Below are 23,532 nucleotides of genomic sequence, written 5' to 3' on the forward strand. Positions count from 1 at the left end.
ACCGTTTTAAGAGGTTCCTGTCCCGGCCAGTAAAGGCCGGGACAGGGGATAAATCAGGCAGTAGCCCGCGCAGCTTCGGTGTTCAGCAACGCGGTCCAGTCCTCTTCGATAATCTCGATCTTCTTCAGTTTGCAGAAGCGACGTTCCTTGTCGTTGGGCTCAGGGATGAATGCCCAGCCGGCCGGTTCGTCGGCGGCGTAGATGATATCGCTCATCACCATGCGCTCGGTGTCGCGGGTGAAACGCATGCCCAGGAACAGGTATTGTTTCTTCTCGCGGTACTCCTTCAGGAAAGAGGGGATCGCGAAGCCTCCCATCAGCTCGGTAATGTAGTCGACAAAGTCTGCATCGGCCGCGATGTAGTTGGCTTCCGGCTTCGGCGCACCCAGCGGCTTGAACAGGATCGGCAGGCTGGTGTTGACCTCGCTCTGCTCGATCTCTTTATAGCTGCTGCCATCGTAATGGAAGATCTTGAAGCGGTAGTTGCCGGCCATGATTCTTGCCACGCCCAGGATCAGGTTGTGTTCGGTGTCTGCGTAGCTGTCGAGCAGCTGGGTGTCGCGGTTCACATCGATCACGTAGTTGGGCTTCAGGTCCGCCAGCCAGTCGTGCAGTTGGCCCCGGCTCCACTCCTTCTCGCCGTAGGTTTCGTTAAGGAAACGGGTAACGAAACTGCGGCCCTTCTTGTTCTCCATGCTCATGGCCGCGCGCGGGAACTCATACATCAGGCGTGGCGCCATCGGCTGGCCGTTGTTCATCGCCAGGATCAGGCTGTCGCTGTCTGCGGGGATCGGGCTGCCGTCGAGTTTACTGGTTACATCCTTGAGTGCACCGGCCCCGAGGTAGGGGACGATCTTACCATTCTGAATACCTTCAATTAGCTCTTTATACATGGCTGGGCCTTTCATGTTGGGTTCTGACAGTGGCGGCCCGTAGTGGGCCATATAGAGAGGCTGCAATAGTTACGCCACGGATAACTTGTTGATTATTAAAGTTAGTGTCGACTGTATGAAAGCCAACGTCGTGATGGATGTGGGCGTTTGTCGCATTGTCGACAGAGGTATAAGCCCTGACAAAGCGCAGGGTTTTTTGTTGTTGTTGCGACAGACAACGGGGGATTTGTCGTGGGTTACACAGTGCCAACACGGCGGGGGTGAAAGAAAACCCTTTTAGAAACAATTAGATAAATTCGCATGCCAATTCTGGTACAGCTTTCGCAACGAGTAGCGGGAAGTTACGAAGGCCGAGGCGACTCAGTAATAGGCTGTGAGTCTGGGCTCGGAAGCAATGTCCGAAACGAGGAGCAACACTATGGCAATGCGTCAATGTGCAATCTACGGAAAAGGCGGCATCGGTAAGTCTACCACTACTCAGAACCTGGTAGCTGCCCTGGCTGAAATGGGTAAGAAAGTCATGATCGTGGGCTGTGACCCGAAAGCAGACTCTACCCGTCTGATCCTGCACTCCAAAGCCCAGAACACCATCATGGAAATGGCTGCTGAAGCCGGCACCGTGGAAGACCTGGAACTTGAAGATGTAATGAAAACCGGCTACGGCGAAGTTAAGTGCGTCGAGTCTGGTGGTCCTGAGCCGGGTGTTGGTTGCGCCGGCCGCGGTGTAATCACCGCTATCAACTTCCTCGAAGAGGAAGGTGCCTACGAAGACGATCTCGACTTCGTATTCTACGACGTACTGGGTGACGTTGTATGCGGTGGCTTCGCTATGCCGATCCGCGAAAACAAGGCTCAGGAAATCTACATCGTATGCTCCGGCGAGATGATGGCTATGTACGCAGCCAACAACATCTCCAAGGGTATCGTGAAATACGCTAACTCCGGTGGCGTGCGCCTGGCAGGCCTGATCTGCAACAGCCGTCAGACTGACCGCGAAGATGAGCTGATCGAAGCACTGGCTGCGAAGCTGGGCACTCAGATGATCCACTTCGTTCCGCGTGACAACGTGGTACAGCGCGCTGAAATCCGTCGTATGACCGTTATCGAGTACGATCCGGCCGCCAAGCAGGCTGATGAGTACCGTGCCCTGGCACAGAAAGTCGTAGACAACAAGCTGCTGGTTATCCCGACTCCTGTAACCATGGATGAGCTCGAAGCTCTGCTGATGGAGTTCGGCATCATGGACGAGGAAGACACCAGCATCATCGGTAAGACTGCGGCTGAAGAGTAATTCGGTCTGGTATTGCAAGTTGTCGGCAGGACGGGGGGCCTCCCGGTATGTCCGGGGGCTGCCCGCTCCGAGGACGAGCATGGGGCAGATTAGCCTCTGTTCGCAACCCAACATGTAAAGGAGACAGGTCATGTCTGTCATGTCACGTGAAGAGACCGATGCGCTTATCAATGAAGTGCTCGAAGTCTATCCTGCAAAAGCCAAGAAAGATCGTGCCAAGCACCTGGCAACCAACGATCAGTCTGTAGAGCAGTCCAAGAAGTGCATCACTTCTAACAAAAAATCCCTGCCGGGTGTAATGACCATTCGTGGTTGTGCCTACGCGGGTTCCAAGGGTGTGGTCTGGGGTCCTATCAAGGACATGATCCACATCTCTCACGGTCCGGTCGGCTGCGGTCAGTACTCACGTAATGGTCGTCGTAACTATTACATCGGTACTACTGGCATCAACGCCTTCGTTACCATGAACTTCACCTCTGATTTCCAGGAGAAGGACATCGTATTCGGCGGCGACAAGAAGCTGGCCAAGCTGCTGGAAGAAGTCGAAACCCTGTTCCCGCTGAACAAAGGTGTTTCCATCCAGTCCGAGTGCCCGATCGGTCTGATCGGTGACGACATCGAAGCCGTAGCCAAGAAAGCCACCAAAGACACCGGCAAGACCGTCGTTCCGGTTCGTTGTGAAGGCTTCCGTGGCGTGTCTCAGTCCCTGGGTCACCACATCGCCAACGACGCGGTGCGTGACTGGGCGCTGGACAAGCGTGACGACGACAACAGCTTTGAAACCACGCCTTACGACGTGGCGATCATCGGTGACTACAACATCGGTGGTGACGCCTGGTCTTCCCGCATCCTGCTGGAAGAGATGGGTCTGCGCGTTGTGGCTCAGTGGTCCGGTGACGGCACCATCGCCGAGATGGAGCTGACGCCGAAGGTCAAGCTGAACCTGGTTCACTGCTACCGCTCCATGAACTACATCTCTCGTCACATGGAAGAGAAGTACGGCATCCCCTGGGTTGAGTACAACTTCTTCGGTCCGACCAAAACCGACGAGTCCCTGCGCAAAATCGCTTCCCACTTCGATGAGTCTATCCAGAAGAAAGCGGAAGAGGTTATCGCCAAGTACAAGCTCGAGTACCAGGCCGTTATCGACAAGTTCCGTCCGCGTCTCGAAGGCAAGCGCGTCATGCTGTACGTCGGCGGTCTGCGCCCGCGTCACGTGATCGGTGCCTATGAAGATCTCGGTATGGAAGTGGTTGGTACCGGTTACGAATTCGCGCACAACGACGATTACGATCGCACCATCAAGGAAATGGGTAACGCTACCCTGCTTTACGATGATGTGACCGGCTACGAATTCGAAGAGTTCGTCAAGAAAGTTAAGCCTGACCTGATCGGCTCTGGTATCAAAGAGAAATTCATCTTCCAGAAGATGGGTATCCCTTTCCGTCAGATGCACAGCTGGGATTACTCAGGCCCGTACCACGGCTACGACGGTTTCGCGATCTTCGCCCGTGACATGGATATGACCCTGAACAACCCCTGCTGGAAAAAGCTGCAGGCTCCCTGGAAAGCTGAAGCGGCAGAAGATTCCGCCGTTGCTGCCAGCGCCTGAGTTGGCTGAAAGGTTCGCGGCCTTGGCCGTGAACCCAACTACCCACTTTAACCCGTCAGTTCACAGATTAGTGGCGCGGGAGGAGAGATTGAAATGAGTCAGTCAGTTGACAATATCAAGCCGAGCTATCCGCTTTTCCTTGAAGACGAATACCAGGATATGCTGGCCCGGAAACGCGATGACTTCGAAGAGAAGCATCCGCAGGCCAAGATCGACGAAGTGTTCCAGTGGACTACCACTGAAGAGTACCAGGAACTGAACTTCCAGCGTGAAGCGCTGACCGTGAACCCGGCGAAAGCCTGTCAGCCGCTCGGTTCCGTACTCTGCGCACTGGGTTTTGAAAAGACCCTGCCTTACGTACACGGTTCCCAGGGTTGCGTCGCTTACTTCCGTACCTACTTCAACCGTCATTTCAAAGAGCCGGTATCCTGCGTATCGGACTCCATGACTGAAGACGCGGCGGTATTCGGTGGCCAGAAAAACATGTTCGACGGCCTGGAAAACGCCAAAGCGCTGTACAAGCCGGAAATGATCGCTGTTTCCACCACCTGTATGGCCGAGGTTATCGGTGACGACCTGAACGCCTTCATCGGCAACGCCAAGAAGGAAGGTCACATCGAGCAGGAGTTCCCGACTCCGTTCGCGCACACCCCGAGCTTCGTCGGCAGCCACACCACTGGCTGGGACAACATGTTCGAAGGTATCGCTCGCTACTTCACGCTGAACTTCATGGAAGACAAGGAAGTCGGCAAGAGCGGCAAGCTTAACCTGGTGCCGGGCTTCGAAACCTACCTGGGTAACTTCCGTGTCATGAAGCGCATGATGGCTGACATGGGTGTCGATGCGACCCTGCTGTCAGATCCATCAGAAGTGCTTGATACTCCGGCCGACGGTCAGTTCCGCATGTATGAAGGCGGTACTACCCTGGACGAGATCAAGGATGCTCCGAACGCGCTGAATACCATCATGCTGCAGCCTTGGCAGCTGGTGAAAACCGAGAAGTTCGTCAAGAACACCTGGAAGCATGAAGTACCCAAGCTGAAGATCCCTATGGGTCTGGAATACACCGATGACTTCCTGATGAAGGTCTCCGAGATCACTGGCAAGCCGGTGGGTGCTGCTCTGGAGCTTGAGCGTGGTCGTCTGGTCGACATGATGACCGACTCCCACACCTGGCTGCACGGCAAGAAGTTCGCTCTCTACGGTGATGCTGACTTCGTCATGGGTCTGACCAAGTTCCTGCTGGAGCTGGGTGCTGAGCCTATCCATGTTCTTTGCAACCACGCCAACAAGCGTTGGAGAAAAGAGATGGAAGCGATTCTGGCCTCCTCTCCGTATGGTGCTGACAGCACAGTACACATCGGCAAGGACCTGTGGCACATGCGTTCCCTGTGCTTCACCAACAAGCCTGACTTCCTGATCGGTAACTCCTACGGTAAAGAGATCTCCCGCGACACCCTGTACAAGGGCAAGGAGTTCGAGGTACCGCTGATCCGTCTCGGATTCCCGATCTTCGACCGTCACCACCTGCATCGCCAGACTACCCTGGGTTACGAAGGCGCTATGCAGATGCTGACCACCATCGTCAACGCTGTTCTGGATCGTCTCGACGACGATACGCGCGGCATGCAGACCACCGACTTCAACTACGACCTGGTTCGTTAATACGTACAGGATGTACGGTACCCCGCGTGCGCATGGATGCGCAGGAGCGGGGTAGTAGGTCGGTACACTGCCTGCCGTCTGCTTCTGCAGCGGCAGGCTTCTCCACCAAGCGGTTCTCTGCCGAGAGGATAGACCCATGCCAAACGTAATGATCCGACAGAACGAAGGCAAAATGACTTTGTATGTCGCCAAGAAGGACCAGGAAGACGAGATCTCTTCCATCGAATTCACTTCAGATGACAGCTGGGGTGGCACCATCGAGCTGACCGATGGTACCCGCTACTACATCGATCCGCTCGATGCTCCGCCCAAGCTGCCGATCACCCTGCGCGCCAAGCGCGGATAAAGAGGACAGTGCCATGGCAGATAAACTTTCCCCCGAAGTTGCTCTGCGTATCGGGCTTGCCGCCCGGGCGCTTCCCGACACAGACCCGAAACGCCTGATGACTGTGCTGGTCTCGGCGCTGGGTCTGCCGATTACACCAACCAAGCTGGGCCGGCTTAAGGTCGCCAAGCTAAAGGCCGCGGCCAATGAAGAGCTTGCCGAGATCGATACGGCGCACCTGAAAGCCGCGCTTAACCTGCTGAAAGGCATAGGTGTTAACGTTGAGGCCGGCGAAGAAGCCCTGCCCGAAATCCAACCCTATGCGGATGGCGATATGCCGGGCTCCATCCGTATCGCCTGTGCGTCCAACCATGACACCCGAATAGATGGCCACTTCGGCTCCTGTGCCCGTTTTCTGATCTACCAGGTATCCGACGCTGAAGTTCGACTGGTGGATATTCGAAGCGCAGGAAAAACGCCGGATGAAGAGGACAAAAACATCTATCGGGCCGGCCTGATCGAAGACTGTCAGCTGCTCTACACCGTCTCCATTGGCGGTCCCGCTGCCGCCAAGGTGGTGCGTGCCGGTCTGCATCCGGTCAAGCTGCCCGATGGCGGTGAAGCGACCGAGCTGATGGCCGAGCTGAAAGGGGTTATCGGTAATAATCCGCCGCCCTGGCTCGCCAAGGTGATGGGCGTCGATGCCGAGGAACGTATACGTTTTCGCCAGGATGAGGAGGAACTCGCATGATCACTGAAACGACGCTTAACGAAATCGCTGAGTTCGCCGCGTCCCAGGTAATGGGCGAGCCGCTGATTGCAGATCTTCGGGTCAAATACCCGGACTATCACTTTACCTGGTGCTTCGACGACGATATCGGCGCAACCGCCAAGCCCTGGAAAGAGTACGACAGCTTCAATCTTTACCTGGTGAACTCCAGCGACCACTGCTCAAAGCTATCCAACGATGCCGAGAGCGCATCCGGCGTGGTGCTGGCGGAGGTGATTGCGGATGACGACTGAGCAGGGCGGCGACCTGACTCCGGTCGCCGATTGTCGCTTCTGCCGCTTCAAGGCCGACCTGCTGCTGACAGGCCGCTGCGTGCCCGGGGATGTCTGCGTTGCCGCCCACAGCGGCCGGCAGATCGACCGGTTCTTGCGGGTTAACCCGCATCTGGCGATCTACTACCTGCAGGACTCCTTCTGGGAGCGTCGTGCCATCGCCGTGCGTTACGCGCCGCTGGATGCGCTCGACAAGCTGATCCGTGATCCGGACGAGGCGGTTCGCCGTGCCGTGGCCTATCGTCTGCCGCGCGAAAAGCTGCTGGCGCTGATTAACGATGAGGACCGAGAGGTCCGTATCACCGTGGCCGACCGGATTCCGGTGGAGCATCTGGAAAAGCTCGCCGGCGATTCCGATTACCTGGTACGTGCCTATGTCACCCAGCGACTGCCGGAAGGGCGGTTGTTCCGCATGATCCGCGACCCGGACCGTCAGGTCCGTAAACTGGTGGCGCGTCGCCTGCCGGAGGTCAGTCTCGGCCTGATGATGCACGATCCCGAGGCGGAAGTGCGCCGCATCGTGGCTGATCGCCTGGAGGGCGAGGCCGTGGTACCGATGTTGAAAGACAGCGACTGGACCGTGCGTCTGGCGGCGGCGATGGATGCGCCGCTGAGCGCGTTGGCGAGGTTAAAGGATGATCCCGATCCCGAGGTACGGGATCTGGTGGCGTCGCGACTGGCGAAGACCGACGCCTGACCCGAGGCTGCCCCGCGCTTTGAGCTAATGGCGCAGCCTCAATGGCCCGTCTTCCCGCTCGACTTACAGCTGCTTTTCAAGCTCGGGAAGCGCCTCGAACAGGTCGGCAACCAGCTGGTAATCCGCCACCTGAGAGATCGGGGCGTCCTCGTCGCTGTTGATGGCCACAATCACCTTTGAATCTTTCATGCCCGCCAGGTGCTGGATCGCACCGGAGATACCGCAGGCGATATACAGGTCAGGCGATACCACCTTGCCGGTCTGGCCCACCTGCCAGTCGTTGGGGGCAAAGCCCGCATCCACAGCGGCGCGGGATGCACCCACCGCGGCACCGAGTTTGTCGGCAACAGGCAGGATCACCTCAGTGAACTTGTCGGCAGAGCCGAGGGCGCGGCCACCGGAAATGATTATCTTTGCCGACGCCAGTTCCGGTCGATCCGAGTTCGACAGTTGATCGGCAACATGGGCGGATAGCTTCTCGCCGGTCATGGCGTCGATCCGCTCGATGAGTGTAGCGCCTGTCGTTGCTGCGCTTTTCATTGGGGCGCTTGCGAAGCTTGCGGTGCGTACGGTGATGACCTTGATTTTATCGTGTGAACGCAGGGTCTGAATTGCATTGCCGGCATAGATTGGGCGCTTGAAGGTATCCTCGGCTATCACCTCGACAATGTCAGACAGCTGCATCACGTCCAGTTGTGCGGCCACACGGGGCAGGATGTTTTTGCCCGTTGTGGTCGCGGCAGCGACGATGGCGGAATAGTCCTTTGCCAGCGCCAGTATTGTGCTGGCCAGCGATTCGGCCAGTTGATGGCTCAATTCCGGGTGGTCGGCCACCAGCACCTTACTGACGCCTACCAACCGTGCCGCTTCATCGGCTACCGCCGCAACGTCATGGCCGGCAACAAGCAGGTGTACCTCACCCAGTTTCGATGCCGCAGTGAGCGCTTTCGCGGTATGGCTGGAGAGTCTGGTGTTATCGTGATCTGCGATTAACAGTGTGGTCATGATTTTTCCTCCCGCTTAAAGAACGCCGGCTTCGTTTTTCAGTTTGTCGACCAGCTCCGCGACGCTGGTCACCTTTACCCCTGCAGAGCGTGTCTCCGGGGCCCGGGTTTCGATCACCTCCAACCGCGGGGCGATATCGGTTTCGCTGAGTCCGAGCTCTGCCAGAGTTGGCTTGCCGATCGGTTTCTTCTTCGCCTTCATGATGTTGGGCAACGAGGCGTAGCGTGGCTCGTTCAAGCGCAGATCCGTTGTCACGACGGCGGGCAGTTTGAGCAGCACCTTTTGCAGGCCACCATCCACCTCACGTGTCACCTTTGCACTGGTGGCGCTGACCACCTCAACCACAGAGGCGAAGGTCCCTTGTGCCCAGCCAAGCAGGGACGCCAGCATCTGTCCGGTCTGGTTGCAGTCGTCGTCGATCGCCTGTTTGCCCAGAATCACCAGCCCCGGGTCCTCCTGTTCGGCCACCTTTCTCAGTACCTTGGCCACTGCCAGGGGTTCGATGCCGGCATCGCCCAGATCCACCAGTACGCCACGGTCGGCGCCCATGGCGAGCGCGCTGCGCAGGGTCTCTTCCGACTTGCTGGTGCCGACGGAAACCACCACCACTTCGGAGGCGACGCCGGCCTCTTTCAGTCGAATAGCTTCCTCGACGGCGATCTCGTCGAACGGGTTGATCGACATCTTGACGTTATTGAGTTCAACGCCAGAGCCGTCATCTCTAAGCCGGATTTTGACGTTGTAATCGACCACGCGTTTAACTGCGACCAGGATTTTCATGCGCTTAACCTTCTCTCAAAAGCGGGGTATTCAGGGGCGGTTCGGTCTACCGGTGATCATCTGGACCATCGGCAGACCGGCCTTCTATTCAGATATCTTTCATTAAACGCAGGGCGTCATAGATGGCAGCATGAGTGTTTCGCGCGGACACGGCATCACCGATGCGGAACAGCTGGTAGCTGCCCTCGCTATTGCGCTGCACGGATTGCGGCTGACCGGCAAGCAGCTGGTCGTGGGAAATTTCACCCTGGTTGGATGATCCGGGTTTCAGGTCGAAATAGAGGTCATCCATCGGCACCACGCCATGGTTCACGATTATCTGATCGAACTCCCGTTGCTGTGCGACGCCGCCGTAGTCGCTGCCGATATGGGCCTTGAGTCCGGTGCCTGTCTTCTCGACTGCCTGCAGGCGATAGGTCACGGTAAAGGCGGTATCCAGCTTTTGCAGTGTGCGCATGTAGGGCACCAGGTTCATCGCCATCACCTCGGGGGCGAAGGCCCGGTCCGGCGTCATGATCTCCACCCTGGCACCGGTCTTGGCGATGATCTCGGCCGCCTGCAGCCCCGCATGGTCGCCGGCGTCGTCATAGACCAGAACATTTTTGCCGGGTTTTACGTCGCCAGAGATAATGTCCCAGGCGGAGATCAGATGTTCGTTGCCCTCTGACAAAACCTCTGTATGGGGGAGGCCGCCGGTGGCGATGACAACCACATCGGGTGTTTCCGCTTCGATCTCTTCGATTTCCGCGTAGGTGTTGAACTGAAAGCGAACGCCGAGGCGTTCACACTGCGTCATACGCCAATCGATGATCGAGATCATCTCGCGGCGCCGCTCGCTCTGGGCGGTGAGGCGTATCTGGCCGCCAGGCTGGTTCGCCGCTTCAAACACCACCACCTCATGGCCGCGCTCGCCAGCCACACGGGCCGCTTCCAGGCCGCCGGGGCCAGCGCCGACGATCACCACTTTCTTGCGGCCTTCCGCCTGGGCGATCTCGTGGGGCATGGTTTCTTCACGGCCGGTCGCCGCGTTATGGATGCAGTACGCAGAGCCGCCCTGGTAGATACGGTCCAGACAGTAGTTGGCGCCGACACAGGGGCGAATCTCGTCTTCCCGTTTGTCGATGATCTTGCGCACGATATGGGGGTCGGTCATGTGGGCACGGGTCATGCCGACCAGGTCGACCTTGCCTGACGTGATGGCATGGCGGGCTGTGGCGACATCGGAAATCTTGGCGGCGTGGAACACCGGGAAATCGGTGGCAGCACGAATCTCACCGGCAAAATCCAGGTGTGGGTTGTTCTGCATTCCCTGGATCGGGATGGTGTCGGTCAGCCCGGCATCGGTATCTATATGTCCGCGCACCACGTTGAGAAAGTCGACCATGCCGCTTTCCTTGAGACGACGGGAGATCTCCAGACCATCCTCCCGGGTCAGGCCGTTCTCCAGCAGTTCATCACCGGTGTAGCGCATGCCGACGATAAAGTCGGGGCCTACCCGTTTGCGGATTTCACCCAGCACGTCGAAGGTGAAACGCAGGCGGTTATCCAGGGAGCCGCCATAGGGGCCATCCAGTTCATTGGTCAGTGGTGACCAGAACTGGTCCATCAGGTGACCGTATGCCTGGAGCTCGATACCGTCCATGCCGCCGGCTTTCATGCGCTCGGCGGCATCGGCGTAATCCTTGATGATGCGCTCGATATCCCAGTCTTCCATCTTCTTGGGGAAGGCCCGGTGAGCGGCTTCACGATGGTGGGACGGAGACACCACCGGAAGCCAGTTGCCCTTGTCCCAGCGTGTGCGTCGGCCCAGGTGAGTGAGCTGGATCATGATGGCAGCACCATGCTCATGAACGGCATCGGTCAGATCCTTCATCCAGGGCACAACCTCGTCCTTGTAGACCAGCAGGTTGTTGAAGACGGGCGGGCTGTCTTTCGACACCGCAGCGGAGCCAGCCGTCATGGTCATCGCGACGCCGCCTTTAGCCCGTTCCACGTGGTAGGCGCGGTAGCGGCCCTTGGGCATACCGTCTTCCGGGTAAGCGGGCTCGTGGGCCGTCATGATAATGCGATTGCGCAGGGTCAGGTTGTTGATTTTATAAGGCTGCAAAAGCGGGTCATTGGACATGATCGGGCTCCGGCGTCGGGCGTTATATGGGCTGTGGAAACCACTGTTTGAAGTGGTGATTTTTTATTCGATGGACCGATCCTAGGTAGAATGTACAGTAGTGTCAATTAATTGTTCATTAGTGTCGTTTACGGCTATGCCGTGTACACTTGGCGGTTCTGGTTGGATGAAAAAGTGCCTATGAATAAGCAAACGTCGAATGACAGTGGTTGGCGTGGATCGGCCGATCTCTGGCTCGATGCGGCCAGTGAAATTCTGGTTGAGTCGGGTGTAGAAGGGGTAAAAATCGCCGCCCTGGGCAAGAAGCTGCAGCTATCGCGTACCAGCTTCTACTGGTTTTTCCGCGACCGGGAGGAGCTGCTCGATGCACTGGTGCAAAAGTGGAAGGACAAAAACACCGGCAGCATCGTCAGGCAGTCTCAGGCCTATGCCGAGTCCCTGGCTGAGGCAACGCTGAATGTTTTCGATTGCTGGCTGGATGAATCCCTGTTTGATTCCCGTTTCGAGTTCGCGATGCGCAGCTGGGCGCTGCAATCGAAGGAGATCCAGGCCGAGGTGCAGCTTGCGGATCAGCAGCGGCTTGGTGCGCTATGTGACCTGTTTCAGCGTAACGGTTTTGATCAGACGGCAGCCGATGTGCATGCACGGACGATTTACCTCGTCCAGATTGGTTATATCTCCATGCAGTCCGATGAAAGTCTCGACGTGAGGATGAAGCGTATACCTGAGTATGTGAAAACCTTTACCGGCGAATATCCCAAGCGCAAGGAGCTGGAGAGGTTCTATTTCAGGCACGGCTACGCGGAACCAGGTGCTGCATCTTGATCGCCGCTGAAAGGTCATGTGATGCCCTGGTCAAGGCGCATGGCGGCAGGTAACGCATAGCTGGGGAGGCTTGAACTCGGTGACGCCAGTAAAAGAAGTAGGAGCAGTAAAAGACGAAAGAGGGAAGGTGAGTCGTTATATCGCTAAACGACTCACCTGTCTGTGAACCTCCGGGGTCACAGACTACTCCGGCTGTTTAGCCCGGACGAACAGCTGACCAACCTGCAGATCAACCACCTCAACCAGCGTTCCTTTGCTGAGTTCTTCCTGGCTGATAACCTGCCAGCTGACCCCTGAAAAACGATAGCTCGTCGGGTTCTGCACCGAGGTATCGGCAGGCAGGTAAAAGCTGTGACCGATCAGGTCGCTGGTAACGGCCTTATGCTCGGAGGTCTGCTGCAGCCGCTTGAATATCGGCCAGAGAATGGCGCCGGTCAGCACCGTAAACCCTGTTGTCGCGATCAGCGCCCACTGCCAGGTATCGGGAATCAAGCCCAGATACATCGATAACGAGGTGAGCAGCAGAGCAATCCCGGCAAACAGCAGCACCAGGGTGCTGACTCCCAGTACCCACACCTCAATGGCGAGAAGAGCCAGCCCCAGAATGGCAAGCAGTTCAATCAGATACGATGCTAATAGCTCCATCAGGCACTCTTGTTTATCTGATTGATGATGGCCGTGGCCTGGGCAACCAGTGAGCTGGCGTCCGTGGCATTATCCGGCAGGATAACCATGGAGGACTCTTTCGCAATCGCCTGTTTGGCTTCGATCGCCTTGGTGGCCAGGTCCAGCTGAATCGCTTTCTGACCCTCTTCGGTGTTGGCCTGTTCACCGACGGTCTTCAGTGCCTCCGCCTGGGCGTCGGCTACGGCTATGATCGCTCTCGCTTCACCTTCCGCGTGCAGTATCTTCTCGGCCTTGTCGGCTTCTGCGGCAAGAACGATCGCCTGTTTTTCACCCTCGGCGCGGTTGATCGCCGCCTGACGGTCACCCTCGGATTCCAGGATCTGGGCGCGCTTCACACGCTCCGCTTTCATCTGTGCTTCCATCGCCTCCATAACCGACTGGGGCGGGATGATGTCCTTGATCTCGTAACGCAGCACCTGGATGCCCCAGGGACCGGCCGCCTCGTTAATGGAGGTGACAATATTGGTGTTCAGGGCATCGCGCTCCTCAAAGGTTTTATCCAGTTCCATCTTGCCAAGCTCGGAACGCATGGTGGTCTGCGACAGCTGAGTCACCGCGAAGACATAGTCATCGACACCATAGGTCGCTTTGTAAGGGTCCAGAACGCGGAAGTAGAGCACGCCATCCACGTGCAGCGAGATGTTGTCCTTGGTGATCGCTCCCTGCTGGGGTACATCGACGGCCTGCTCCTTGAGTGAGCGGTCCGCTGCCACCTTGTCTATAAAGGGCACCAGGAAGTTGAGCCCCGCCTCTTTGGTCGCCCGGTATTTACCGAAGCGTTCGATCATGAAGGCGCGGTTCTGCGGCACAAAAATCACTGAAGACTTGAGCAGTACCAGCGCAAAGATAAACAGCGCCACCGGTACGGTGAACAGGTTGTTCAGCAGAAATTGAACGATGTCCATCAGTAAATCCTTTTAGCAAGTGTGGGATAGGTAGAGAGTCTACTGCCCTAGTATGACCAAGAGAAGCGCTTCTTGGAAACCTGTAGGCATCTGCATACAGCCTGATAGCGCCCCTGCAATAACCGCCTTTGTCGCATTAGCACCAACCCGGACGACGCTTGTTGCTTTGTCGGTTTTCTCACATCTACTCGGTTTCTCTATTCAATAAAATCAATAATTTATCCGTGGCATATCGGTTGCAGGATGATTACGGACAAGGGACAGATGCTTTCTCCCTGTCTGCAAGCTATCCACGCCGTGTAACCGGAGGGTCCGATGAAAGCCAAGGATATTGCCGAGCTGCTGGACGAACCAGCCTGCGAGCATAACAAGAAAGAGAAATCCGGTTGTGCCAAGCCCAAGCCCGGTGCTTCTGCCGGTGGTTGTGCTTTTGACGGTGCGCAGATCGCGTTGCTGCCGATCGCCGATGTGGCGCATATCGTCCACGGCCCCATCGCCTGTGCCGGTAGCTCCTGGGATAACCGGGGGACACGTTCCAGTGGGCCGACGCTGTACCGCATCGGTATGACCACCGACCTGACCGAGCAGGATGTGATCATGGGGCGGGGCGAGAAGCGCCTGTTCCACTCCATCAAGCAGGCGATCGACGGTTATAACCCCTCCGCCATTTTTGTTTACAACACCTGCGTGCCCGCTCTGATTGGCGACGATGTGGATGCGGTCTGCAAGGCCGCCACCGAACGCTGGGGTACACCGGTGGTACCGGTGGATGGCGCTGGTTTCTACGGCACCAAGAACCTGGGTAACCGCATTGCCGGCGAGGCGATGTTCAAGCATGTGATCGGCACCCGAGACCCGGATCCGGTGCCCGAGGCCGGTCGCCGCGACGGCATCAAGGTTCATGATGTGAACCTGGTGGGCGAATACAACATCGCCGGCGAGTTCTGGCATGTGCTGCCGCTGCTCGACGAGCTGGGTATCCGTGTGCTCTGCACCCTGTCCGGCGATGCGCGCTTCCGTGAGGTGCAGACCATGCACAGGGCGGAAGTGACGATGATGGTCTGTTCCAAGGCGATGCTGAACGTGGCGCGCAAGATGGAAGATAAGTACGGCGTGCCCTGGTTCGAGGGCAGCTTCTACGGCATCACCGATACCTCCCAGGCGCTGCGTGACTTTGCCAAAGCGATCAATGACCCGGATCTGACTGCGCGCACCGAGGCCCTGATCGAGCGTGAAGAGAAGCGGATCCGCGCCGCGCTGGAGCCCTGGCGTGAGCGTCTCGAAGGCAAGCGTGTGCTGCTTTACACCGGTGGTGTGAAGTCCTGGTCGGTGATCTCTGCGCTGCAGGACCTGGGTATGAAGGTGGTTGCTACCGGCACCAAGAAGTCCACCGAAGAGGACAAGGCCCGAATCCGCGAACTGATGGGTGAAGACACCAAGATGATCGAGGAGGGTGGTGCCAAGGAGCTGATCCAGATCGTTCACGACTACAAGGCGGATATCCTGATCGCCGGTGGTCGTAACCTCTATACCGCGCTCAAGGCCCGGATTCCTTTCCTCGATATCAACCAGGAACGTGAATTCGGCTACGCCGGTTACGAGGGGATGCTGGAGCTGGTGCGTCAGCTGGCGCTGACCATGGAAAGCCCGATCTGGCAGGCCGTGCGTGAGCCCGCTCCCTGGGGCGAGCGCTCCGACAGTATCGAACCACTGCAGCTGGCGGAGGTGAAGCATGGCTAAGATTCATAAGCGCAAAAAGCCGCTGGCGGTAGCGCCACTCAAGGCCAGTCAGACCATGGGGGCGGCACTGGCCTACCTGGGGTTCAATCGCAGCATGCCGCTGATGCACGGCAGCCAGGGTTGTACCGCCTTCGCCAAGGTGTTCTTTGTACGCCATTTCCGTGAGCCGATCCCGCTGCAGACCACGGCGATGGATCAGGTCAGCTCGATCATGGGTGCCGACGACAATATCGTTGAGGCGCTGCGAGCCATCAGCGACAAGCAGAAGCCGGCGCTGATCGGCCTGTGCAGCACCGGCCTTGCCGAAACCCAGGGCTGCGATATGTCCGGCGCCATCGGCCAGTTCCGTCGCAAGCACCCGGAGTTCGATAAGGTCGCCGTGGTTGCGGCGAATACGCCGGACTTCAGCGGTTGCTTCGAGACCGGCTATGCCCTGGCGATGAAGGCGATCTTCGACGCGCTTATTCCGCAATCGGACCGTGCCGGACGCCGTCACAAGCAGGTCAACGTGATCTGCGGTACCCACCTGACGCCCGGTGACCTGGAGTTTATCTGTGACAGCATCGAAAGCTTCGGCTTGCGTCCGCTGCTGCTGCCCGATCTGTCCACTTCGCTGGATGGCCATCTGCCCACGGAAGAGTTCAACCCGCTGACTACTGGCGGTCTGACCATGGATGAACTGGCCACCGCCTGTGAAAGTCGGGCCACCCTGGTAATCGGCGCTTCCATGCATACCGCTGCCGAGTTGCTGCAGCAGCGCACCGGCGTGGAGAACCATGAATTCCCCCATCTGCACAGCCTGAAACAGGTTGATCGCTGGATGATGACCCTGTCTGAGCTCTCCGGTACCGAGGTGCCCACACGTTGGCGCCGTCACCGCAGCCAGCTCCAGGATGCCATGCTCGATACCCACTTTATGCTCGGCCAGCTGCGCGTAGCCATCGCCGCCGATCCGGATCTGCTGCTGGCGCTGCATGACCTGGTGGTCAGCATGGGTGGAGAAGTGGTCACCGCCGTGGCACCGGCCAAGGGGCCGGCGCTGAAGGAGCTGGCCATGGAAGAGGTGCAGATCGGCGATCTGGAGGATCTGGAAAACGATGCCAAAGAGGCGCGAGCGGAACTGCTGATCGGCAACAGCCATCTGGCGGAAACCTCTGCCCGGCTGCACAAGCCGTTACTGCGCGCCGGCTTCCCGCAATACGACTACGTGGGCGGCTTCCAGCGCGTCTGGTGCGGTTATCGCGGCATTCAGCAGACGCTGTTCGATATCTCCAATTTGAAGCTGTCTCAGCATGAGGAGATCGCGCCTTACCATTCGATTTACGCCCAGAAACGCGACGACGAGCCAGCGCTGCAGGTGGCTTCGGGAGGCTGATATGACACCGCTGACGCGACGGCTAGAGGTCGTCGGCAGTGCGGAGGAGATCGAAATACTGCGCGTTGCCTTCGCGACCACTGACCGTGAGTACGTCAACCAGCATTTCGGTTCTGCGCGGGCATTCGCGATCTTTTCGGTTGGTGTGGAAAGCAGCCGGCTTTTGTCCGTTTGTGAGTTTTCCGACCAAACCGAAGAGGACAACGAAGACCGCTTGCCGGCCAAGATCGAACAGCTTGCCGGCTGTGCTGCGCTCTACTGCCGCGCCTGCGGTGCCTCGGCGGTCAGGCAACTGCTGGCGCAGGGGATACAGCCGGTAAGGGTTACCGATGAAACCTCCATCGAGGAGCTGCTGGCGGCACTGCAGGAGGAGTTGAGAGCGGGGCCGTCTAGCTGGCTGGCGAAGGCGATCCAGCGGCAGAGACTGGGACCGGATGTATTCGATTCGATGGAGGCGGAAGGCTGGGACGAATAACCCCGGCGGACGTTTCGTAAAAACTGGAGAGCGATAATGAGCGACATGTGTGTAGAAGTCGGCGCCGCCGCGCTGCAAAACCCGTTCGTCAAACAGATGGTGGTTCAGTTGCGAGCCATGGACAGCTACGGCACCTACGACACCTGGGGCGATGAAAAAGTGCTGGATCCGATGATCCTGACCAAAGCGCGTCGTCGCGAGATCCCGGTGGTGGGCGATCCCGACGAGGTCGTCGTGTCCCGCGTCAAGGCGTACTACAACGCCATTGCCGTGCGTGTGGAGCAGGAGTGCGGGCTGATGGCGGTGCCGATGATCAACCTGACTCATGAGGGTTTCGGCCGGGCACTGATCATGGTCGGCAAGCTGGTGGTTGTCGATAAGGCGCTGCGTGACGTGCATCGCTTCGGATTCGACTCCGTCGACAAGCTGGATGCCGAGGGCGAAAAGCTGGTTGCCCGCGCACTGGGAACCATCGAGAAGTTCCGCGCCGCCGCTGAAGATTAACGCTGAAGGAGGGGGAGTTATGACAGACGAAGAACTGAAGAAGCTGCAGAAGGAAGCGCGCAAGGCCAAGCGTATCGCCACCGAGTGTGCTTCCGCCGTGCACGACCTGGTCGAGGACAGCCTCTGGACCGACTACCAGACCTTGCCGGACCTGGCACAGAAAACCGTAGATGCCTGCCTGGCCTGGAAATCGGCTCAGGAGAAGCTGGATTCGGTACAGAGCTGAGGAGAATCTTGAGATGTCTGCAGAGCTAATAAAAGGGCGTACCCGCGGCGGTGCCGAGTGGGTGCCCAGTTTTATCACCGACCTGAACCAGCAGACCTGCATCGGCTGTGGCCGCTGCTACAAGGTCTGCCCGCGGGATGTATTCGAACTGGTGGATCGCGGCGAGGCCCTGGCTGACGCCGATGATGATGACTACGACGATTACGATGATGACGACGAGATGAAGGTGATGGCGATCGCCAACGTGGAAGACTGTATCGGTTGCGAATCCTGCTTCCGTGTCTGTCCGAAACAGTGTCATAGCCACGAACCGGCTGCTGCCTAACAGCCCGTTAATCAACCGAAAGGAGCAGAATCATGCCAAGACCTCAGGCTCATGTATTTGTATGTGGTCAACAGCGACCGGAAGGCCATCCGCGCGGCAGCTGCGGTGCGGTGGGTGCCTCGGCGGTTGCTCAGACCTTTTCCGAGGAGATCGCCAAGCGTGGTCTGTTCCAGCAGTTAGCGGTAACGCCGACCGGCTGCCTTGGACCCTGCCATCTCGGCGCCAATGTACTGATTTACCCCGGTGGGCACCTCTACAAGTCGGTGAAAGCGGATGACGTGAACCGGATCATCGACGAGCATCTGCTCGGCGGCGCGCCTGTGACCGAACTGCTGGCGCCGGAGGCGGAGTGGTAATTCCCGCCCGGGAAGGAGCTTGATGCATGGATACTGCTGCCTTGGTTGAAAACTACCGGACGCTGCTGGACGCCGCTTGCGTCGTCGGCCGCGAGCATCTGGAAAAAAGCGGCTTCGATATGGCGATGTTGCCGGGTGTGGATCAGTACAGCTTTGAACAGCGCACCGACCCCTTTACCGGGGAGCCAACGTTGAACGGCCGCTGGGCGCTGAACGGCTCCCAGCGGCGCTCGACGCTGGTCGTTAATGCCGATGGCTCACTGTTGCTGGAGTGCGATCTGTTGTGCGCCCATCCCGCCCATGAGGGGCGCTGGGCGGAGCAGATCAGTATCTGGGGACGGGAGCCTGATCGTCTCAAGGCCGAGGTTGGACTGCTGGCTGAACTTGAAGGCTGTTAACACTCTTCCGCGCTGATAAGGAGTGCCACTTGCCGCAATCGATTTATACCTCGCTAACCCGGGAGGCACAGTCCTGCCCGGGGTTTTCTGCGCCTGTTGAGCGGGTCTGCATCGGTCAGGTTTGGACGCTGGTGCGTGTCAATGGCCATACCGGTTTGTGCATGACGCCCCAAGCGTACAGCCGTACGCTGAGTTGGCCCGGTGATCTCTGCGGCCGCCCTGCCAGCGAATTGATCGCCTGGCTCGACAGTTGGCAGCCGTTTGAAACCACACTTGCCGTTGCCACGCTTAACGCGGTGCTGCGCGGCAGTAGCGATTATGCGCCGATGCTTGCCAACGCTCGTCCGCTTGGGGGCGGAAACCTGGCGGTGTTCAGCGCCATGCGCGAGCGGCTGGGGAAAGGACCGGTGACGGTAATAGGGCGCTATCCCGGCCTTGACGATGTGCTGGAAGGGCTGGATTACCATTGTATCGAGCGTAATCCCGGGGTGAACGATCTACCGGACCAGGCGGCCGAGACGGTGCTGCCGCAGAGCCGCTGGGCCTTTGTGACCGCCAGCGCGCTGGCTAACCGCACCTTACCCCGGCTATTGGCACTTTGTCGTAAGCCGGACACTCTGCTGATGGGCCCCTCTTTGCCCTGGAGCCGACAATGGTTCGATCTGGGGTGTGATTACCTCGCCGGTGTGGAGGTCCTCGACGAGGAGCGCCTCTGGAGTACTGCAATGGAAGGAGGCGGCGTACGTATTTTCCAGGGCTGCGTTGGCTACAGGCTGCTCTCCAGCGAAGGATCACTGCAATGATGCGGGTGATGGTTGTGCACCTGCATGCGGTCAGTGCGCGGCTGCATTTCTGGGTGCAGGATGCTGAGCAGGGTACCTCGGCCTGTTTGCCGCGCCCGCTGTCACCGTTGTCGATCCTGCACACCGACTATCAGCCGCAAATGCCGGTTCCCCTGGCCGTTCAATTGCTGGAGCCCGCGGCGCAAAGGCTTGGTTTGAAAGCGGAGCAGCTCAGTGTGGCGTCGCCGTTGCTTGGTTGGGTTGAAGAGCCCCGCCAGTGGACGCCCGTTGCACTGCTCAGAATTGCCGGTGACGACCTGCCCGCGTTACCGGCTGGACGCTTCATCACCCTCATGGAGCTGCTCCAGGTCCCGGTGACTGAGCGTCTGCTGATGCGTCAGGCGTATGAGGCACTTCTGGGCGATTAACCTGGCCCGCTGCGTTGACTGACGTCATTGCGCTACCCCGATGTAGTAAACACGACACTTGCCGCTTTCCCTGTCTCGCCAATTCCGACAAAAATACACGTAATTAAAGTATGTGTATTTTTATTTTGTTGATAATAAACGGATATTTTTGCGAAAGAGGGCTGGCACCGGGCTTGCAGCGGTCTTTGCAAGCAACTCGATCACGCGAGGAGAAGGCGATGATACAGCTCACAGAAAACGCAATAGGTGCGGTAAGCCGTTTTATTGAATCTGCAGGCAAGCCCATTGCCGGCTTGCGTATCAAGGTTGAAGGCGGTGGTTGTTCCGGGCTCCAGTACGGCATGAAGCTGGAAGAGAGCGCGGCGGATGACGATCAGGTCGTCGAGATGGGCGGGCTCAGGATTCTGGTAGACCCGGCCAGCCAGCCGATGCTCGAAAACGTGACCGTGGACTTTCTCGATGGCCTCGAGGGAAGCGGCTTCAAATTTGAAAACCCGAATGCCACCAACAGCTGCGGCTGCGGTAAATCATTCTCATAAGGCCTAACCGGCAGAAATCGACTGAGGAGTTCAAGCGATGTGGGATTATTCCGAAAAGGTTAAAGAACATTTTTACGATCCAAAGAATGCCGGTGCAGTCGAAGGCGCGAACGGGGTCGGTGATGTGGGCTCGATCAGCTGCGGTGATGCGCTGCGCCTGACCCTGAAGGTGGAACCGGAAACCGAGGTGATACTTGATGCGGGGTTCCAGACCTTCGGTTGTGGTTCCGCGATCGCCTCCTCATCCGCACTGACCGAGATGATCAAGGGGATGACCCTGGACGACGCGCTGAAGATCAGCAACCAGGATATCGCCGACTACCTCGATGGCCTGCCGCCGGAGAAAATGCACTGTTCGGTCATGGGGCGCGAAGCGCTGCAGGCGGCGGTAGCGAACTACCGTGGCGAGGTCTGGGAAGATGATCACGAAGAGGGCGCGCTGGTCTGCAAGTGCTTCGCCATCGATGAAGTGATGATCGAAGAAACCATCCGTGCCAACAGCCTGCACACTGTGGAAGAGGTCACCAACTACACCAAGGCCGGTGGTGGCTGCTCATCCTGCCATGAGGGTATCGAGAATATCCTCACCCGCGTGCTGGCTGAAAACGGTGAAACCTTTGTCGCTGGCGGCGCTGCCGTTGCTGCCAAGCCCGCTGCAGCAGCCAAGGCACCGGAATCACCGAAGATGGGTACCCTGGCCCGTATTCGCAAGATCGAAGCGGTGCTGGACTCAATCCGTCCGGCACTTCAGGCCGATGGCGGTGATGTGGAGCTGATCGATGTGGATGAGAAGAGCATCTACGTGAACCTGACCGGTGCCTGCACCGGCTGCCAGATGGCGGCGATGACCCTCGGCGGTATCCAGCAGCGCCTGATTGAGGAGCTGGGCGAGTTCGTTAAGGTTGTGCCGGTTTCCAAAGAATCACTGGTAAGCATGGGGGCCTGATCATGAGCGATATTTACCTCGACAATAACGCAACCACCATGGTCGACCCGATCGTGTTTGAGGAGATAAAACCTTACTTCTGTGAGCAGTTCGGTAACCCCTCTTCACTGCACAACTTCGGTAACAAGGTGGGCTTCGCGCTGAAAAAGGCACGCAAGCAGGTACAGGATCTGCTCGGCGCCGAGCATGACTCCGAGATCATCTTTACCTCCTGCGGTACCGAGTCGGACTCCACGGCGATTCTGTCTGCACTCAAGGCGCAGCCGGAGCGTAAGGAGATCATCACCACCGTGGTGGAACACCCGGCGGTACTGACCCTGTGTGAGCATCTGGAAACCGAGGGCTACACCGTTCACTGGCTGGAGGTGGATTCAAAGGGCCGCCTCGACCTGGACAAGTACAAGTCCCTGCTCAGCGACAAGGTGGCGATTGTCAGCGTCATGTGGGCCAACAACGAGAGCGGTACCCTGTTCCCGGTTGAAGAGATGGCACAGATGGCGGCTGAAGCCGGCGTCATGTTCCATACCGATGCGGTGCAGGCGGTCGGCAAGGTGCCCATCAACCTGAAAGACAGTGCCATCAGCATGCTGTCCCTGTCGGGCCACAAGCTGCACGCACCCAAGGGCATAGGTGTACTCTATCTGCGTCGTGGCGTGCGCTATCGCCCGCTGCTGCGCGGTGGTCACCAGGAGCGCGGCCGTCGCGCCGGTACCGAGAACGCGGCTGCGATCGTCGGCCTCGGTAAAGCCTGTGAACTGGCCGGCTTGCACATGGAGTTCGAGAACACCCAGGTGAAGGCGATGCGCGACCGCCTGCAGGAAGGGCTGCTGGCCGCTATCCCGAACTGCTTCCCCACCGGCGATCCGGATAACCGTCTGCCGAATACCGCCAGCATCGCATTCGAGTACATCGAGGGTGAAGCGATCCTGCTGCTGCTTAACAAGGTAGGTATCGCCGCATCGTCCGGCTCCGCCTGTACCTCAGGTTCCCTGGAGCCCTCCCACGTGATGCGGGCCATGGGAATCCCGTACACCGCGGCCCACGGCACCGTACGGTTCTCCTTCTCTCGCTACAACACCATGGAAGAGGTGGAGAGGGTGATCAAAGAGGTACCGCCCATCGTCGCCAAGTTGCGCAAGCTGTCACCTTACTGGGGTGACAACGGCCCGGTGGAAAATCCGGACGAGGCATTCGCACCGGTTTACGCTTAACAGCCTCATCTTGGCTGACTGAAACGGAGGCTCTCGGGCCTCCGTTTTTCGTTTCTGTATACCAGCTCCAATGTTCACCCTGTCCTGCGTCCTGCGTCTGTATTGTCGGTTTTAGTCCGAAATAACCCTGCACTATGATCAGGAATACCCGTAATACAGAATCGGATGAATATTCATACTGATGTGGTTCCGAGTGGATTGCTGTTGATGCATTACACTTTTCGTAACTGCTAATAAAGCAGCTACGAAAAGCTCTTCGTGTGAGCTACGGCCTGTTTACTGCGAAAAGATCTCTTTTCCAGGAGGTGTATCGACAGTCCGTTCGGTTTCCTTGCGACTGAAATCCATTCAGCTT

Annotated in this window: 27 protein-coding genes; 21 read left to right on the forward strand and 6 right to left on the reverse strand. The window is 58.1% G+C overall.

What is annotated here, in order from left to right:
- Positions 1–53: 53 nt before the first annotated feature.
- Complete coding sequence (locus ACQUQP_RS09030) at positions 54–893, reverse strand: SIR2 family protein (protein WP_432698466.1); 840 nt, start codon at positions 891–893, stop codon at positions 54–56.
- A 418-nt stretch (positions 894–1,311) separates the two neighbouring features.
- Here ACQUQP_RS09030 and nifH point away from each other — a divergent pair, with 418 nt between their 5' ends.
- The 7 genes from nifH (at position 1,312) to ACQUQP_RS09065 (ending at position 7,545) form a co-directional block, all read left to right on the forward strand.
- Positions 1,312–2,184: a nitrogenase iron protein gene (nifH, locus tag ACQUQP_RS09035; RefSeq protein WP_432698467.1), complete on the forward strand. Its 873-nt coding sequence runs from the start codon at positions 1,312–1,314 to the stop codon at positions 2,182–2,184.
- Between the two features lie 130 nt (positions 2,185–2,314).
- Positions 2,315–3,796, forward strand: a complete 1,482-nt coding sequence (gene nifD, locus ACQUQP_RS09040; RefSeq protein WP_432698468.1) for a nitrogenase molybdenum-iron protein alpha chain — start codon at positions 2,315–2,317, stop codon at positions 3,794–3,796.
- A gap of 93 nt (positions 3,797–3,889) precedes the next feature.
- Complete coding sequence (gene nifK / locus ACQUQP_RS09045; RefSeq protein ID WP_432698469.1) at positions 3,890–5,461, forward strand: nitrogenase molybdenum-iron protein subunit beta; 1,572 nt, start codon at positions 3,890–3,892, stop codon at positions 5,459–5,461.
- A 136-nt stretch (positions 5,462–5,597) separates the two neighbouring features.
- Positions 5,598–5,807: a putative nitrogen fixation protein NifT gene (nifT, locus tag ACQUQP_RS09050; RefSeq protein ID WP_104002706.1), complete on the forward strand. Its 210-nt coding sequence runs from the start codon at positions 5,598–5,600 to the stop codon at positions 5,805–5,807.
- A 13-nt stretch (positions 5,808–5,820) separates the two neighbouring features.
- Positions 5,821–6,537 (forward strand): dinitrogenase iron-molybdenum cofactor biosynthesis protein, encoded by a 717-nt coding sequence (locus ACQUQP_RS09055; RefSeq protein ID WP_432698470.1) that lies wholly within the window; start codon positions 5,821–5,823, stop codon positions 6,535–6,537.
- Entirely contained in the window at positions 6,534–6,809 is a 276-nt protein-coding gene (locus ACQUQP_RS09060) for a DUF6129 family protein (RefSeq protein ID WP_432698471.1), read from the forward strand. The genes ACQUQP_RS09055 and ACQUQP_RS09060 overlap by 4 nt, the downstream gene beginning before the upstream one ends.
- Entirely contained in the window at positions 6,799–7,545 is a 747-nt protein-coding gene (locus ACQUQP_RS09065) for a 4Fe4S-binding leucine-rich repeat protein (RefSeq protein WP_432698472.1), read from the forward strand. The genes ACQUQP_RS09060 and ACQUQP_RS09065 overlap by 11 nt, the downstream gene beginning before the upstream one ends.
- 63 nt (positions 7,546–7,608) lie before the next feature.
- Here ACQUQP_RS09065 and ACQUQP_RS09070 read toward each other — a convergent pair whose 3' ends face one another.
- The 3 genes from ACQUQP_RS09070 to ACQUQP_RS09080 all read right to left on the reverse strand — a co-directional run bounded on the left by ACQUQP_RS09070 (position 7,609) and on the right by ACQUQP_RS09080 (position 11,455).
- Positions 7,609–8,550, reverse strand: coding sequence for an electron transfer flavoprotein subunit alpha/FixB family protein (locus ACQUQP_RS09070; protein ID WP_432698473.1), 942 nt, complete (start codon positions 8,548–8,550; stop codon positions 7,609–7,611).
- Positions 8,551–8,565: 15 nt separating this feature from the next.
- On the reverse strand, positions 8,566–9,330 hold the full coding sequence (locus ACQUQP_RS09075; protein ID WP_432698474.1) for an electron transfer flavoprotein subunit beta/FixA family protein: 765 nt from the start codon (positions 9,328–9,330) through the stop codon (positions 8,566–8,568).
- Positions 9,331–9,418: 88 nt separating this feature from the next.
- Positions 9,419–11,455 (reverse strand): FAD-dependent oxidoreductase, encoded by a 2,037-nt coding sequence (locus ACQUQP_RS09080; RefSeq protein ID WP_432698475.1) that lies wholly within the window; start codon positions 11,453–11,455, stop codon positions 9,419–9,421.
- 180 nt (positions 11,456–11,635) lie between these two features.
- Here ACQUQP_RS09080 and ACQUQP_RS09085 point away from each other — a divergent pair, with 180 nt between their 5' ends.
- Positions 11,636–12,280, forward strand: coding sequence for a TetR/AcrR family transcriptional regulator (locus ACQUQP_RS09085; protein ID WP_432698476.1), 645 nt, complete (start codon positions 11,636–11,638; stop codon positions 12,278–12,280).
- Between the two features lie 183 nt (positions 12,281–12,463).
- Here the strand turns inward: ACQUQP_RS09085 and ACQUQP_RS09090 are convergent, their stop codons facing one another.
- Positions 12,464–12,925, reverse strand: coding sequence for an NfeD family protein (locus tag ACQUQP_RS09090; protein ID WP_432698477.1), 462 nt, complete (start codon positions 12,923–12,925; stop codon positions 12,464–12,466).
- Positions 12,925–13,872 carry an SPFH domain-containing protein gene (locus tag ACQUQP_RS09095; protein ID WP_432698478.1) on the reverse strand — a complete coding sequence of 316 codons (948 nt, stop codon included), beginning with the start codon at positions 13,870–13,872 and terminating at the stop codon, positions 12,925–12,927. Before ACQUQP_RS09095 ends, ACQUQP_RS09090 begins: the two co-directional genes overlap by 1 nt.
- A gap of 315 nt (positions 13,873–14,187) precedes the next feature.
- On the opposite strand from ACQUQP_RS09095, the gene nifE reads away from it, so the two are divergent.
- The 13 genes from nifE to nifS all read left to right on the forward strand — a co-directional run bounded on the left by nifE (position 14,188) and on the right by nifS (position 23,177).
- Positions 14,188–15,612, forward strand: a complete 1,425-nt coding sequence (gene nifE / locus ACQUQP_RS09100) for a nitrogenase iron-molybdenum cofactor biosynthesis protein NifE (protein ID WP_432698479.1) — start codon at positions 14,188–14,190, stop codon at positions 15,610–15,612.
- Entirely contained in the window at positions 15,605–16,987 is a 1,383-nt protein-coding gene (gene nifN / locus ACQUQP_RS09105) for a nitrogenase iron-molybdenum cofactor biosynthesis protein NifN (RefSeq protein ID WP_432698480.1), read from the forward strand. The genes nifE and nifN overlap by 8 nt, the downstream gene beginning before the upstream one ends.
- A gap of 1 nt (position 16,988) precedes the next feature.
- On the forward strand, positions 16,989–17,462 hold the full coding sequence (locus ACQUQP_RS09110) for a NifB/NifX family molybdenum-iron cluster-binding protein (protein WP_432698481.1): 474 nt from the start codon (positions 16,989–16,991) through the stop codon (positions 17,460–17,462).
- Positions 17,463–17,498: 36 nt separating this feature from the next.
- The gene (locus ACQUQP_RS09115; RefSeq protein WP_432698482.1) at positions 17,499–17,966 is read left to right on the forward strand and encodes a NifX-associated nitrogen fixation protein; all 468 of its coding nucleotides are present in this window, start codon (positions 17,499–17,501) and stop codon (positions 17,964–17,966) included.
- A 19-nt stretch (positions 17,967–17,985) separates the two neighbouring features.
- A complete protein-coding gene (locus tag ACQUQP_RS09120; protein ID WP_432698483.1) occupies positions 17,986–18,192 on the forward strand; it encodes a CCE_0567 family metalloprotein in 207 nt (68 codons plus the stop codon).
- Positions 18,193–18,205: 13 nt separating this feature from the next.
- Positions 18,206–18,517: a ferredoxin III, nif-specific gene (fdxB, locus tag ACQUQP_RS09125; protein WP_132286934.1), complete on the forward strand. Its 312-nt coding sequence runs from the start codon at positions 18,206–18,208 to the stop codon at positions 18,515–18,517.
- A gap of 32 nt (positions 18,518–18,549) precedes the next feature.
- Positions 18,550–18,873, forward strand: coding sequence for a (2Fe-2S) ferredoxin domain-containing protein (locus ACQUQP_RS09130; RefSeq protein ID WP_432698484.1), 324 nt, complete (start codon positions 18,550–18,552; stop codon positions 18,871–18,873).
- Between the two features lie 26 nt (positions 18,874–18,899).
- Entirely contained in the window at positions 18,900–19,271 is a 372-nt protein-coding gene (locus tag ACQUQP_RS09135; protein WP_432698485.1) for a hypothetical protein, read from the forward strand.
- A gap of 29 nt (positions 19,272–19,300) precedes the next feature.
- Complete coding sequence (locus ACQUQP_RS09140; protein ID WP_432698486.1) at positions 19,301–20,074, forward strand: Rossmann-like domain-containing protein; 774 nt, start codon at positions 19,301–19,303, stop codon at positions 20,072–20,074.
- Positions 20,071–20,481: a hypothetical protein gene (locus ACQUQP_RS09145; protein WP_432698487.1), complete on the forward strand. Its 411-nt coding sequence runs from the start codon at positions 20,071–20,073 to the stop codon at positions 20,479–20,481. Before ACQUQP_RS09140 ends, ACQUQP_RS09145 begins: the two co-directional genes overlap by 4 nt.
- Before the next feature lie 218 nt (positions 20,482–20,699).
- A complete protein-coding gene (locus ACQUQP_RS09150) occupies positions 20,700–21,020 on the forward strand; it encodes a HesB/IscA family protein (protein WP_432698488.1) in 321 nt (106 codons plus the stop codon).
- Positions 21,021–21,057: 37 nt separating this feature from the next.
- Positions 21,058–21,966, forward strand: a complete 909-nt coding sequence (gene nifU, locus ACQUQP_RS09155) for a Fe-S cluster assembly protein NifU (protein ID WP_432698489.1) — start codon at positions 21,058–21,060, stop codon at positions 21,964–21,966.
- 2 nt (positions 21,967–21,968) lie between these two features.
- Complete coding sequence (nifS, locus tag ACQUQP_RS09160; protein ID WP_432698490.1) at positions 21,969–23,177, forward strand: cysteine desulfurase NifS; 1,209 nt, start codon at positions 21,969–21,971, stop codon at positions 23,175–23,177.
- Positions 23,178–23,532 lie beyond the last annotated feature (355 nt).

The organism is Marinobacterium sp. YM272, from assembly GCF_050908845.1.
Taxonomy (GTDB): domain Bacteria; phylum Pseudomonadota; class Gammaproteobacteria; order Pseudomonadales; family Balneatricaceae; genus Marinobacterium_D.